The sequence below is a fragment of the Streptomyces sp. NPDC126503 genome (assembly GCF_040302405.1).
Classification (GTDB): domain Bacteria; phylum Actinomycetota; class Actinomycetes; order Streptomycetales; family Streptomycetaceae; genus Streptomyces; species Streptomyces gulbargensis.
Genome location: NZ_JBEORS010000006.1, coordinates 1 through 14669 on the forward strand (window position 1 = coordinate 1; position 14669 = coordinate 14669).

The window sequence follows — 14669 nt, forward strand, 5'->3', positions numbered from 1 at the left end:
CGCCGAAGCTGCCCATGGTCCAGTATCGGGGCGCGGCGCCTTTTCCGGCGGTGCCGGCCGACTGTCAGGCGTACTGGGCGACGAGGCTGCGCGGGCGGATGTCGGTCCAGTGGGCGGTGACGTACTCCAGGGCTTCGCCCCGACCACCGGGGCCCCAGACGCTGGTCCAGCCGGCCGGGACGGCGGCGAACGCGGGCCACAGGGAGTGCTGTCCCTCGTCGTTGACAACGACGTGGAAGGTTCCCTCGGCGTTGTCGAACGGGTTGACGGAATCGCTCATGACTGGCTCCTCATTTCATTCTTCTGCAGGGCGGAGAGCTTCTCCGAGATGATGCTTCCGACACGGGCGAGTGGTTCCGGTTCAGCCATCCGGAGATGGTCGCATTCCAGGGTGTGGTTCTCGACGATTCCTTCGGAGAAAGGAATCCAGGTGGCCGCGAGAGCGCCTTCCGGCTCCCCCGGCCGGCGGGCGGTGAAGAACACCACGTCCGTGTCGGCGCGGCCGGGGACGTGCCGGGCCATGAGCCGGGCGTGGGTGTCGGAGGCGGCGAGGACGGCCCGGAGTTCGGCGGTGGTGAAGCCGGCGAGCACGGGGTCCTCGTGGCGGAGCCGTTCCACCGCGGCGGCGAGGTCGTCCGCGGGGGTCGGGCCGGGCCGGTCCCCCGGCTCCGGGGCGGGGCGCTCCCCGGGCGGCAGGACGGGGACGCTGCCGGGGCCGGTGTGGTGCGCGTCCATCAGGGCGAGCAGTTCGACGCGCTCGCCGGCCTCCCGGAGCCGTACGGCCATGGTGTGGGCGACGAGGCCGCCGAAGGACCAGCCGAGCAGCCGGTAGGGGCCCCACGGCTGGACCTGCCGGATGCGTTCCAGGTAGGCGTCGGCCATCTCCTCGACGCTCTCCGGCCGGTGGCCCGGGTCGCTCAGGGCGCGGGCCTGGAGGGCGTAGAGCGGCTGGTCGGGTCCCAGGTGCCGGGCGAGGCCCGCGTAGGCCCAGCCGACGCCGGTGCCGGGGTGGACGCAGAAGAGGGGGCGGCGGGCGCCGGCCGGGCTCAGCGGCAGCAGCACGCCGAGCGCGGAGGCGGACGCCCCGGCGGCCGGGCCGTCGCCGAAGGGGTCCAGGTCACCGCCGAGGAGACCGGCGGGGGTGGGGGCGCGGAACAGGTCCCGGACGGTCCGTTCGACGCCGAGGACACCGCGCATCCGGTTGACGAGGCGGACGCCGAGCAGCGAATGCCCTCCCAGGGCGAAGAAGTTGTCGTCGACCGAGACGCGGGGCACGTCGAGGATCTCGGCGTAGAGCGCGCAGAGCACCTCCTCCCGGGCGTTGCGCGGCGGGCGTCCGCCCGGCGCGGCGGCGGGCCGGTGGGGCGCGGGCAGGGCCGTACGGTCCGGTTTGCCGTTGGCGGTCAGCGGGAGGGCGTCGAGGACGACGACCGCGGCGGGCACCAGGTGGCCGGGCAGCACCCGGCGCGCCTCGGCGAGGAGTTCGGCCTCGGTGACGGTGTCGCCGGCGCGCGGGACGGCGTAGGCGACGAGGCTCCTGTCGCCCGGGCGGTCCTCGCGGACCACGACGAGGGCCTGGCCGACGGCCGGGTGGGCGGCGAGGGCCCGCTCGATCTCGCCGGGTTCGATCCGGACGCCGCGCAGCTTGACCTGTCCGTCCGCCCGTCCCAGGAAGCGGAGTTCGCCGTCGGGGGTCCACAGGACGCGGTCGCCGGTGCGGTACATGCGGCTGCCGTCGGCCTCGAAGGGGTCGGGCACGAACCGTTCGGCGGTGAGGCCGGGGCGGCCCACGTAGCCGCGCGCGAGGTGCCCGCCGGAGATGTACAGCTCGCCCGGAACGCCGGGGGGTACGGGGCGCAGGGACTCGTCGAGGACGTGGCTGCGGGTGTTGTCCATGGGGCGGCCCAGGTGCAGGCCGGTGCCGCGCAGCTCGCGCTGCCGGGTGGTGAACCACTGGTTGTGGGAGGCGAAGGTGGTCTCGGTGGGGCCGTAGGAGTGGACGAGGACGGTGTCCGGGCAGTGGGTCAGGACCCGCCGGACGGCGGCGGGCGAGGCGACGTCGCCGCCGGTCCAGACCTCGCGCAGGAGGCGCAGGGTGTCCAGGCCCTCGTCGGCCATCACGTGGAAGAGGCCCACGGTGAAGTAGGCGGTGGTGACGCCGTGGTCGCGGACGGTCCGGGCGGTCTCGGCGAGGTCGGTGCCGTCGCCGCGCATCAGGACGAGGCAGCCGCCGGCCAGGAGCGGGGCCCACAGTTCGAAGACGGAGGCGTCGAAGCCGGTCGCCGAGTGGACGAGCATGCGCCGGCCGGGGCCGAAGGAGAGGTCGCGGTCGGCGGCGAGCTCCACCACGTTGCGGTGGGTGACTCCGACGCCCTTGGGCCGGCCGGTGGAGCCCGAGGTGAACATCACGTACATCAGGTCGTCCTCGGAGGCGGTCGCCTCCTCGGCGGGTGCGCCGGCCGCGGGCTCCCCCGCCGGCGCGTCCACGAGGAGCACCCGTACGCCCTCCGGCCGGGGATGGGCGCGGTCGGTGGCCACGAGGCGGGCGCCGGAGTCCTCGAGCAGGAGCCGGAGGCGGGCCTCGGGCAGCCGGGGGTCGAGCGGCAGGTAGGCGGCGCCGCACTTGAGCACGGCGAGCGCCGTCACGACGAGGGGCACCCCGCGGTCGAGCAGTACGCCGACGGTGTCGCCGCGGCCCGCCCCGGCGGTGCGGAGCCGGGCGGCCAGGGCCTCGGCGCGGGCGTCGAGTTCCCCGTACGTGACGGTCTCCGCGTCCGTGACGAGGGCGGGCGCCCCGGGGGTGCGGGCGGCGCGGCGGGCGACGAGCGCGTGGACGGTGCCCCGTTCGGTGACGACGGCGGCGGTGTCGTTGTAGGCGTCGACCAGCTGGAAGCGGTCGGTCTCCGTGAACAGGGGCAGCTGCCCGAGGCGTACGGAGGGGTCGGCCGCGGCGGCGCGCAGGGTGCGTTCCAGGTGGGCGGCGAGGAGGGCGGCGGTGGGGGCGTCGAAGAGGTCGGTGGCGTATTCGAGTCCGCCGGTGAGACCGGCGGGCCGGCCGTCGGCGTCCCGCCGCTCGTCCAGGGCGAAGGTGAGGTCGAACTTGGTCGTGACGGTGGTCAGGAGCGCGGGCCCGTCCTCCCGGAAGAGGTCCTTCGCGGCGGCGGCGCCCGCGACGCCGCGGGTGTAGTCGTGGTGGAGCTGGACGACGACCTGGGCGAGCGGGTGGTGGGCGGTGGTGCGGGGCGGGTTGAGGTGCTCGACGACCCGGTTGAAGGGGAGTTCCTGGTGCGCGTAGGCGGCGAGGTCGGTGCGCCGGACGCGGTCGAGGAGTTCGGTGAAGGCGGGGTCGCCGGAGGTGTCGGTGCGCAGGACGAGGGTGTTGACGAAGAAGCCGACGAGTCCGCCGAGGAGTTCGTCGTCGCGGCCGGCGGTCATGGTGGCGACGGGCAGGTCGGTGCCGGCGCCGTGCCGGGTGAGGACGGCGGCGAGCGCGGCCTGGAGCACCATGAAGAGGGTGGCGCCGCTGTCGCGGGCGAGGGTCTCCAGGGCCTCATGGGTGGCGGCGTCGACGGTGACGGGGGCGCGGGCCCCCCGGTGGCTCGCCTCGGCGGGGCGGGGGCGCGCGGCGGGCAGGTCGAGGGCGGCGGGGGCGCCGGCGAGGGTCCGCTCCCAGTACGCGCGGTGGGCGTCGGCCCCGGGTCCTTCGAGGAGGTCGTGCTGCCAGAGGGTGTAGTCGGCGTACTGGACGGGCAGCGGCTCCCACGCGGGGGCGTGGTGCTCGGCGCGCGCCCGGTAGGCGGTGGCGAGGTCGGCGAGGAGCGGGCCGGTGGACCAGCCGTCGGCGGCGATGTGGTGGACGAGCAGGACGAGGACCTGTCCGGTGCCGTCGTCGGGGGTGAGGAGCGTGGCCCGCAGCGGGGTCTCCCCGGCCAGGTCGAAGACGTACCCGGCGGCCTCGGCGGCTTCGGCGGGGAGCCGTCCGGCCGGGACGGTCCGGTGGTCGAGGGCGGGACGGACGCCGGTGAGGATCTCCTGGTGGGGTTCGCCGTCGACGGCCCGGTAGCGGGTGCGCAGCACCTCGTGCCGGTCGGAGAGGTCGGTGAGGGCGGCGGCCAGGACGGCCGGGTCGAGGGGCTCGGCCGGGCGCAGGACGAGCGGGATGTTGTAGGAGGCGCTGGGGCCTTCGAGGGTGTCGATGAACCAGAGCCTGCGCTGGGCCGACGAGAGGGGGAGGCGGTCGGGCCGGTCGGTGCGCGCGACGGGCCGGGTCCGGCCGGTGTCCGCGGGGGCGCCGTCGGCGGCGGGGGCGGTGGCGCGGGCGGTGATGCGGCGGGCGAGGGCGTCGGGGGTGGGCGCCAGGAGCAGGTCGCGGACCTGGACGTCGGCGTCGAGGCGGGCGCGGATCCGGTTGGCGAGCCGGACGCCGCTCATGGAGTGGCCGCCGATGGTGAAGAAGCCTTCGTGCGGGCCGACGCGGTCGAGGCCGAGGACGTCGGCGAACAGGGCGCGGAGGGTGTCGACGAGTTCCGTGGCGGCGGATCCCGCCGCCTCGGGGCCGGCCGGGGCGGGCGCGGCGGCGGCGGGCGCGGCGGCGCGGGCCTGCCTCGCGTCCAGGGCGCGGCGGTCGGCGGCGGGGATCAGCGTCTCGTCCCGTACGGGTGTGCCGGGGGTGTCGGCGGCGGCGCGCAGGGCGCGGGCGAGGGCGGTGAGGAGGAGCCGGGGGACGTCCTCGTCGAAGACGTCGCGGGCGTACTCGAGGGCGAGGCTCAGCCCGGTGGGCGCGCCGGTCGCGTCGCGGTGGTCGACGCAGGCGGCGGTGAGGTCGAACTTGGTGGTGGCGGGGGCCTCATCGGTCGCGAAGCGGCCCGTGAGGCCGCCGAGGGTGAAGGTGTTCTCGTCGGGTCCCGCCGTGCGCAGGGTGAGCATCACCTGGAAGACGGGGTGGACGCCGGGCAGGCGGGGCGGGCCCAGCCGTTCGACGAGCAGGTCGAAGGGGAGCCCCTGGTGGGCGAAGGCGTCGAGGTCGGTGTCGCGGACCCGGTCGAGGAGGGCGGTGAAGGCGGGGGTGCCGGAGGTGTCGGTCGGCAGGACGACCGTGTTGACGAAGAAGCCGACGAGGTCGTCAAGGGCCTCGTCGTCGCGGCCGGCGACCGGGGTGCCGAGGGCGGTGCGGTCGCCCGCTCCGGCGGCGCGCAGCGCGAGGGCCAGGGCGGCCTGGAGGACCATGAGCACGCTGGCGTCGTGGGCCTCGGCGAGGCGGAGGAGCCGGGCGTGGACGGCGGGTTCGAGGACGGTGGTGACCAGGCCGCCGGCGTGGTCGCGGACGGCGGGCCGGGGCCGGTCGAGCGGCAGGGCGGTGACGTCGGGCAGGGCGGAGAGGGCGGCGCGCCAGTGGGTGAGGCCGAGGGCGGCGGCGGAGCCGGGATCGCCGGGGTCGCCGAGCACGTCGTGCTGCCAGAGGGTGTAGTCGGCGTACTGGACGGGCAGCGGCTCCCACGCGGGGGCGCGGCCGGCGGCGCGGGCCGTGTAGGCGCGGGCGAGGTCGGCCGTCAGGGGGCGCAGCGACCAGCCGTCCCCGGCGACGTGGTGGAGGAGGACCGCGAGGGTGGCGCCGGGCCCGTCCTCGGGCTCGAAGAGGCAGACGCGCAGGGGGAGTTCGCGGGACAGGTCGAAGGTCTCGGCGGTGAAGCGGGCGATCGCGGCGGGGAGTTCGGCGGCGGGCAGGCCGACGGTCCGGAGCCGTACGGCGCCGGCGGTGAGGACGTGCTGGTACGGCTCGTCCTCGGGGGCGAGGAGGACGGTGCGGAGGACCTCGTGCCGTTCGGTGAGGTCGGTGACGGCGGCGGCGAGGGCCGCCCGGTCGGGGGCGGCGTCGAGGTGGAGGACGATCGGCATGTTGTAGGCGGCGGAGGGTCCCTCGAGCTGGTTGACGAGCCACAGGCGCCGCTGGGCGTGGGAGAGCGGCACCCGGTCCCCGGGCGGCAGCGGGTCCTCGTGGACGACGGGCAGCCGGGGGTCGGTGGTGCGCAGCACCTTGCGGTTGATCTTGCCGGAGCTGGTGCGGGGCAGGGCGACGACGACGGAGACGGCGGCCGGTACGGCCGCGGCCGGCATCCGCTCGCGTACCCACGCGCGCAGCTCCTCGGCGCCGGTGCCGCCGTCGGTGACGGTGAAGGCGACGAGCCGCTTGACGCCGTCGGTGTCCTGCTGGGCGACGACGGCGGCCTCGCGGACGGCGGGGTGGCCGGCGAGGACGGAGTCGACGGCCGCCGGGTCGATGCGCTGCCCGCCGATCTTCACCTCGTCGTCGAGACGCCCGTGGTAGAGGATCTGCCGGTCCTCGGAGAGGCTGACGAGGTCTCCGGTGCGGTAGGCGCGCTCGCCGTCCAGCTCGGTGAAGCGGCGGGCGTTGAGTTCGGGGCGGTGGAGGTAGCCGCGGGTGAGGCCGCCGCCGAGCAGCCACAGCTCGCCGGCGACGACGGCGGCGCGGACGCCGGCGAGGGGCCGTCCGATGGGGACGGGGCCGGCGGCGTGCCGGGTGAGGTCGGCGACGGTGGCGACGACGGTGGTCTCCGTCGGCCCGTACGCGTTGAGCAGTCGCACCGAGTCCCCGACGAGGCCGCGCCACTGGGCGATCCGCTCGGGCAGGGCGGCCTCGCCGTAGATCATGACGGTGCGCAGGCAGGCCGGGAGGCGGACGGAGCCGGTGGTGAGGACGTACACCAGCTCGTGCCAGTAGGCGGCGGGCAGGTCGAGGAACGTGATGCCGTGCCGCGCGCAGCCGGCGAGGAGTTCGCCGACGTCGAGCATGTCGTCGGTGCGCAGGACGAGGGTGCCGCCGGCGCCGAGGGTCGTGAAGATCTCCTGGATGCTGGCGTCGAAGTGCAGGGGGCTGAACTGCAGGACGCGGGCGTCGGCGCCGATGCCGTAGGCCGGGGTCGCGCCGGCGATGAAGTGGGCGAGGGAGTCGTGGGCGACGACGACGCCGTTGGGGGTGCCGGTGGAGCCGGAGGTGTAGATGACGTAGGCGGCGCCCTCGCCGGCGCCGGGCCCGTCGAGGACGAGTTCGCCGTGGCGGGCGACCTCGGCGGGTGCGGGGGCGGCGTCGCCGCAGGCGTCCCGGAGGATGGCGGCGTTGCGGGCGTCGGGTGCCTGGATGTCGAGCGGCAGGTAGGCGGCCCCGGTGGTGAGGACGGCGAGGAGGCCCACGATCGCGTCGGTGCCGCGCGGCCGGTGGAGGGCGACGAGACGGCCGGGACCGGCGCCTCGGGCGGCGAGTTCGGTGGCCCGGGCGCGGACGGCGGCGCCGAGTTCGGCGTAGCTGAGCCGGATATCGCCGTGCACGAGGGCGGTTGCCCCGGGGCGGGTCCGCTCCTGCCGGGCGATCAGGTCGAGCACGGGCGGGGCGGTGGCGGGAGAGGGTCCGCCGTCGAGCAGGTCGTCCGTTCTGGGGGGCATGCCGAGTTCCTCCGGTAGGGGCAGAGAGACCGGGGCGAACGGTTCCTCTCGCCTCCGTGGCCTCCACGCTAGGGGCGGCCCGGGGCCGTCCGGGGCAGGAGACGCGGCAGCTCCGGGCGGCAGAAGGAGCCGCCCGGAGCTGCCGGTCGCGGATGCGGTCGGGATGCGGAGGGGACGCGGTCGGGATGCGCGGTGGGTACGGAGCCGTGGGTACGGGTCAGGGGCGCGGGTCCGGGGTGCGGCGCGCGCCGGCGCGGGTGCGGCGGGCGAGGGCGGGGGCCCGGCCGGGCGTGCCCGGGGAGGGCGTACGGGAGGCGTCGCGCGCCCCGGGCGCCTCCCCGGCCGCGTCGGCGAGGCGGCGGGCGAGGGCGGCGGCCGTCGGGTTGCGGAAGACGTCCTTCAGGGTGAGGTCCTGGCCGAACTCGCCGCGGATGCGGTTGAGGAGCCGTACGGCGAGGAGCGAATGGCCGCCGTTCTTGAAGAAGTTGTCGTCCCGGCCGACCGGCCGCCCGCCGAGCACGTCCCGGAAGAGGGCGAGGAGCCGTTCCTCCCGCGCGTCGGCGGAGGCGGTGCGCTCCTCGTCCCGCGCCGGCCCCTGCGGCGTGCCGGTGTCGACGGCGACGCGGACGGGGGTGAGGTACTCGGGCAGCCGCCGCGCCGCCCAGGTCAGCAACTCGGCCTCGGTGGTACGCGCGCCGGGCGCACGGGTGACGGAGGCGTGCAGGCGGTCGTCGTGGAGCTCCAGGCTCGCCCCCGTCACCGCCGGGTGGGCGAGGAGGGCCTCCTCGACCCGGCCCGGTTCCACCGGATAGCCGCCGACGGTGAGCGTGGCGACGGGCCGCAGGGTGCCGTCGGCGGCGACGTACGCCCGCCGGCCGGTGGCGCGCGGGGTGCCGCCCGGCTCCGCGCTGTGCAGTTCGCCGGGCACGCGGACGGGGGCGGGGCGGCCCCGCTCGTCGAGGACGGTCGGCCCGCCGCCGGCCGGGGCGGGTGGGGTGTACGGGGCGTACGCGGGCTCGGAGAGGGCGGCGCCCGGGTCGGCGGCGAAGGCGTCGAGGGTCTCGGTCAGGCGCCGGGCGAGGAGTCGCGCGGTGGCGGGGTCGTACAGGGCGGTGGCGTACTCCAGGGCGCCGCGCAGCCCGCCGGGGCCGCCGTCGGCGTCGGTCCGTTCGGTGAGGGCGAAGGTGAGGTCGCTCTTGGCGCCGGTGCCGGTGAGGGGAACCGGGTCGCCGTCCAGGACGGACCCGGAGCGGCGGCCGGCCGGGCCGGCGGGGGCGTGGACCTGGAGCATCACCTGGACGAGCGGCGCGTGCGCGGCGGAGCGGTGCGGGCTGAGGTGCTCGACGAGCCGGTCGAAAGGCAGGTCCTGGTGGCTGTAGGCGGCGAGCCCGGCCTCGCGGACGCGCCGGACCAGATCCGTGAAGGCGGGGTCGCCGGAGGTGTCGGTGCGCAGCACCAGGGTGTTGACGAAGAATCCGACGAGCGGGTCCAGGGCCTGGTCGGTGCGCCCGGCGACGGTGGTGCCGAGGGCGATGTCGGTGCCGGCGCCGTGCCGGGTGAGGAGGGCGGCCAGGGCGGCCTGCACGACCATGAAGAGGGTGGCGTCCTCGGCGCGGGCGCAGCGCAGCAGGGCGCGGTGGGTGGCGGCGCCGACCTCGAACGTGGTGACGGCGCCGGCGCCGTCGCTCTCCGGGGGCCTGGGCCGGTCGGTGGGCAGGGCGAGCAGCGGCGGCAGGCCGGCGAGCGCGTCGCGCCAGTGGGCGAGCTGCTCGGCGGCGACGCCGTGGGGCCCGTCGAGGAGTTCCCGCTGCCAGAGCGTGTAGTCGGCGTACTGGACGGGGAGCGGCCGCCAGTCGGGCGCGCGGCCCTCGGCGCGGGCGCGGTAGGCGGTGTCGAGGTCGGCGAGCAGGCAGGGCGTGGACCAGCCGTCGCCCGCGATGTGGTGGACGAGCAGGACGAGGGTCTGGGGGGCGGGACTTGTACGGTCGGCGGTGCGGGGGGAGCCGGGGGCCCCGGCGGTGCGGGCCCCGGTGGTACCCGTCGTGCCGGCCGCCGCGGTCGTCGCCCCCGCGTCGGTGACGAGCGTGGCCCGGAAGGGCGGCTCCGCGGCGAGGTCGAAGACGTACCCGGCGGCCGCGTCGACCGCCGCCCGCACCGCCTCTGCTCCCCCGGCGCGTACCAGGTCGAGGACGGGCGCCCGGTCCGCGTCCAGCACGACCTGGTACGGCTCGCCGTCCGCCGAGCGGTGGACGGTGCGCAGCACCTCGTGGCGGCGGGCGACGTCGGCGAGCGCGGCGGCCAGGACGGCCGGTTCGAGCGGGCGGCGGAGCCGGATGACGACCGGGATGTTGTAGGTGGCGCCGGGTCCTTCGAGGCGGTCCACGAACCACAGGCGCCGCTGTGCGGCGGAGAGCGGGAGCCGGGCCGGGCGGAGGGCGGCGGGTACGGGACGGAGCGCGGGCCGCGCGGGTCCGTCGCCCCGCTCGTCGAGGCGGCGCAGCAGCTGCCGGGGGGTCGGGGCGAGGAAGACGTCGCGGATGGCGGCCTGGAGGCCGAGCGCCGCGCGCACCCGGTTCGTCAGCTTGCCCGCGAGCAGCGAATGGCCGCCCAGTTTGAAGAAGTTGTCCTCCGGGAGGACGTCGTCGCGGTCGAGCACCGCGGCGAAAAGGCCGCACAGGATCTCCTCGCGGGGGTCGGCCGGGGCCGTGCTCCCCGCCCGGCCGCCGCCGTCCGCACCGGTCGCGGCGCGCGCCGACTCCGCCTCGGCGCGGGCGGCGGCGAGGGCCTCGTGACGCCGGTCCAGCGCGCGCCCCTGCTCCTCCGTGACCAGCGCGACGGCGCTGACGGGCGTGTCGCCGGGGTGCCGGGCGAAGGCCGTGAGGGCGCGGCGGAAGAGGCCGAGGAGGAGGCGGGCGGTGTCCTCGTCGTACAGGTCGGTCGCGTACTGCAGGGCCAGGAGCAGCCCGCCGGGTCCGCCGCCGGTGCCGGTCCGCTCCTGGCAGTGGAAGCTCAGGTCGAACTTGGCGGTGGCGAGGTCGGTGTCGGCCGGGACCGCGGGGATGCCGCCGATCTCCGTCCGCGTCTCCTGCCGGGCCCCGGTGGCCACCATGACCTGGAAGAAGGGGTGGCGGCCGAGGGACCGCTCGGGGTTGAGGTCCTCCACGAGGAGGTCGAACGGCAGGTCCTCGTGCGCGAAGGCCGCCAGGTCAGCGTCCCGTACCCGGCGGACGACCCCGGCGAGGGTGGGCTCCCCGGAGAGGTCGGTGCGCAGGGCGAGCGTGTTGACGAAGAAGCCGACCAGGTCGTGGAGCGCCTCCTCGGGCCGGCCGGCGACGGGGGTGCCCACCACGAGGTCGGGGCCCGCTCCGGCGGCGCGCAGGGCGAGCGCCAGCGCGGCCCGGACGACCATGAAGAACGTGGCCCGTTCGGCACGCGCCACCGCGGACAGCGCCCGGTGGGTCGCCGCGTCCAGCTCGGCGGTGACGCTCGCGCCCCGGTGGGTCGGCTCGGTGGGCCGGGGCCGGTCGGCGGGCAGCCGGGTCTCGGCCGGGATGCCGTCGAGGGCCGTACGCCAGTGGGCGAGTTGCTCGTGGGCGGTGCTCCCGGGGTCTCGCGGGTCGCCGAGCATGTCCCGCTGCCAGAGGGCGTAGTCGGCGTACTGGACGGGCAGCGGTTCCCAGCCGGGGGCCCGGCCGCCGGCGCGGGCCCGGAAGGCGGTGTCGAGGTCGCGCAGGAGGAGTCCGGCGGACCAGCCGTCGGTGGCGATGTGGTGGACCGCCAGGACGAGGACGGCCGCGCCCTCGCCGGGGGTGCTGAACAGGGCGCAGCGCAGCGGGAGTTCGCGGGTGATGTCGATCGGCCGGCGGGCGAACTCCGCCGCCCTCTCGTCGGTCTCCCCCGCCGCGCACTCCACCGTCCGCAGGCGCACGTCGGGATCGGTGACGACGCGCTGGTACGGCTCCCCGTCCACCGCCGGGTACACGGTGCGCAGCACCTCGTGCCGCTCCACCACGTCCCGTACCGCGGCCTCCAGGACGGCCGGGTCCGGCCGCGTGGCGAGCCGGAGCACCACGGGCGCGTTGTAGGCCGGGGAGGAGCCCTCCAGCCGGTTCAGGAACCACAGACGCCGCTGGGCGTAGGACAGGGGGATCACAGGTGCTGCCTCTCGTGAGTGGCGGGGCGGGTGGGTGGGGCCGGTGGCGGGGACCGCCCCGGTGCGGCCGGGGTCAGGCGTCCCGCGCGGCCGTCAGCTCCTCGATGCGGGCGGCGAGGTCGCGCAGCCGGGGGTGGGCGTAGACGGCCTTGACGGGCAGGGCGACGGAGAGTTCGGCGCGGACCCGGGAGACCAGCTTGATGGCGAGGAGGGAGTGTCCTCCGAGTTTGAAGAAGTTGTCGTCGGGGCCGATGGAGTCGGCGCCCAGGACCTGCGTCCAGACACGGGCGATGAGTTCCTCGGCGGGCCCCCGGAGGCCGGTGTCGTCCGTGGGGGCGGCGGCGTCGCCGGCCGCCGGGGTGTCGGCGCGGGTGGGCAGGGCGGAGCGGTCGAGCTTGCCGCTGGGGGTGGTGGCGAAGCGGTCGACCGCGACGAAGGCCGAGGGCAGCATGTAGGCGGGCAGCGTGTCCGCGAGGGCGGCGCGCAGGGCCGCGGCGTCGCCGCCGCGGTGGTAGGCGAGGAGGGCGGGGCTGCCGCCCGCGTCCTCGCCGAGGATCACGGCGGCCTCGGCGACGCCGTCCTGCCGGGTGAGGACCGCCTCGATCTCGGGGAGTTCGATGCGGTGGCCGCGCAGCTTGATCTGTCCGTCGGCGCGGCCGAGGTGGACGAGCCGGCCGTCCGGCAGGAGGCGGCAGCGGTCGCCGGTGCGGTACATGCGGGAGCCGGCGGTCCCGGCGGCCGGGTCGGCGACGAAGCGCTCGGCGGTCAGGGCGGGCCGGTTGCGGTAGCCGCGGCCCACGCGCGGTCCCGCCAGGTACAGTTCGCCGGCCTCGCCGGGGCCCACCGGGGCGAGGTCGTCGCCGAGGAGCCGCGTCCGCAGGCCGGGCAGGACGGTGCCGATGTGCGGCTCGCCCGGCCGGTCGATCCAGCCGGCGGTGGCGTCGACGGTGCACTCGGTCGGCCCGTACACGTTGAGGGCGCGCAGGACGCCGGCGCCGTGGGCGGCGGCGAGCCGGTCCCAGAGGGCGGGGCCGATGGCCTCGCCGCCGACGAGCAGGGTCAGCGGGCGGGCGCCGCCGGCGGGGGTGAGGAGGTCGAGGAGGGGGTCGGCGTGCGAGGGGGTGATGTCGAGGTCGGTGAGGGCCTGCGCGTCGATGAACGCGGCGAGGAGCGCCGGGTCGCGGCGGGTGTCCTCGTCGATCATGACGAGGGTGTCGCCGCGGCAGAGCCGTACCCACTGCTGCACGGAGGCGTCGAAGGACGGTGAGGCGTTCCAGCCGACGCGGCGGGCCTCGCCGGTGGCGGCACCGGCCCGCTCCAGTTCGGCGAGGAGGAGGGAGGCGGCGGCGCGGCCGATCTCGACGCCCTTGGGGCGGCCGGTGGAGCCGGAGGTGTAGATGACGTACGCGAGGGTGCCGGCGGTGACGGGGGCCGGGCGGTACGGGCCGGGGCCGGCGGCCTGCCCTGCGGGGGACGCGGTCAGCTCGGCGAGCGTGACGGTACGGGTCCCGGGGGCGGCCGGACTGTCGCCCGCGCCGTCCACGACGACCAGGTCGGCGCCGGAGTCCTCCAGGAGGTAGCGGCGGCGTTCGGCGGGCAGGGCCGGGTCGACGGGCAGGTAGGCGGCACCGGCGGTGAGGGTGCCGATGAGCGCGGTGACGAGCCCGGCTCCGCGCGGCAGGCAGAGGGCGACGACGCTCTCGGGTCCGGCGCCGAGGGAGGTGAGCCGGGCGGCGACGCCCGCGGCCTCGGCGCGCAGCTCGTCGAAGGTGAGGTCGCGGTCGGCGGCGACCACGGCCGTGCGCCCGCCGGGGGCGGTGGCGAGCCGCGCGAGCAGGTCGGCGTGGCCGGTGCCCGCGGCGCAGGCGGCGCAGGAGCAGCCCGGGGCGGCGGAGACGGCGGAGGCTCCGGGCGCGGGAAGGACGGCGGTGACGGGCTCGGGGAGGACGGCGGTCATGGCGCGGCTCACATTCCGTACGGGGTGGCGGAGGGGGCGACGGTCGGGGCGCAGTCGGACAGCGGCACGGGCTCGCCCATGGCGACGAGGATCTTGCGGGCGCCGGTGTACGACTCGCGTCCGTGCGCGCAGAGGATGTTGTCGACGAGCATCAGGTCGCCGGCCTGCCAGCTCTCGCGCACGGTCACGGCTTGGTAGGCGTCGTTGACGGCGTCGACCTCGGCGTCGGTGAGGACGGTGCCGTCGCCGAGCCGGGTGTCGAAGGGCAGGCCGTCGGCGCCGAAGGTCTCGGTGAGGACCTCGCGGACGTCCTCGTCCAGGCTGCGGGCGTTCCAGAAGGCGAAGTGGTTGAACCAGACCCGCTCGCCGGTGACCGGGTGGGTGACGATCGCGGAGCGGAGCTGGCGGGTCCGCAGGGTGTCCTCGTCCAGCCACTCGTAGCCGATGGAGTGCGCGTCGCAGTATTCCTCCGCGCCCGACGGCGCGTCGGAGGAGAACGCCTTGCGCCATGGCATGCCCGCGAGGTCGGAGTAGTTGCGGACGAGCAGCCAGCCGGCCTTCTCGAAGCGGGCGACGAGCTCGGGCGGCAGCAGGGCGAGCGCCCGGCGCATGTCGCCGATGGTGGTGGCGCCGCCGGTCTCGGGGGCGGTGACGCAGCCGAACAGCAGCACACCGGGGAAGTCGAGGGTGTAGCTGTTCTCGTTGTGGAGGCGGATCGGCTGGGCGGCCGGAAGATCGGTGGAGGAGAAGACGCCCTCGCCGAAGTCGGTGCGCGGGGTGGCCTTCTCCTTGTAGCCGGCGCGCTCGGCGACGAGCGCGTCCCGGGCCTCCGCGAAGGTGGCGGCGTCCGTGACGGGCAGGCCGCGCAGCATGACCGCCCCGGAGCGGTGGAGTTCGGCCTGGATGGCCGGGCGGTGCGCGGTCAGCCAGGCGGTGGCCTCCGTCATGGTGGTGAGGCGTGGCACGTGGACGACGGCGGGCTTGCCGGGCTCCCGGACGACGGCGAGTCCGTCGGTGGCGGGGGCCGGGGCCGGGGCCGTGGCCGGGTTGGGGGCGAAGGTGGTCATGGCGGGTTCCTCGTGTTCGGTGGGAGGGGGCAGG

5 protein-coding genes are annotated in these 14669 nt (G+C 76.6%); all 5 read right to left on the reverse strand.

Annotated features, from left to right (window positions below; translation table 11 throughout):
• Positions 1-64: 64 nt before the first annotated feature.
• A complete protein-coding gene (locus tag ABTY40_RS10115; RefSeq protein WP_352059089.1) occupies positions 65-280 on the reverse strand; it encodes an MbtH family protein in 216 nt (71 codons plus the stop codon).
• Positions 277-7458, reverse strand: a complete 7182-nt coding sequence (locus ABTY40_RS10120) for a non-ribosomal peptide synthetase (RefSeq protein WP_352059090.1) — start codon at positions 7456-7458, stop codon at positions 277-279. The genes ABTY40_RS10115 and ABTY40_RS10120 overlap by 4 nt, the downstream gene beginning before the upstream one ends.
• 217 nt (positions 7459-7675) lie before the next feature.
• The gene (locus ABTY40_RS10125) at positions 7676-11611 is read right to left on the reverse strand and encodes a condensation domain-containing protein (protein ID WP_352059091.1); all 3936 of its coding nucleotides are present in this window, start codon (positions 11609-11611) and stop codon (positions 7676-7678) included.
• Between the two features lie 73 nt (positions 11612-11684).
• Positions 11685-13568, reverse strand: coding sequence for a non-ribosomal peptide synthetase (locus ABTY40_RS10130; protein ID WP_352059092.1), 1884 nt, complete (start codon positions 13566-13568; stop codon positions 11685-11687).
• Positions 13569-13576: 8 nt separating this feature from the next.
• Complete coding sequence (locus tag ABTY40_RS10135) at positions 13577-14635, reverse strand: TauD/TfdA family dioxygenase (protein ID WP_352059093.1); 1059 nt, start codon at positions 14633-14635, stop codon at positions 13577-13579.
• Between the last annotated feature and the right edge of the window lie 34 nt (positions 14636-14669).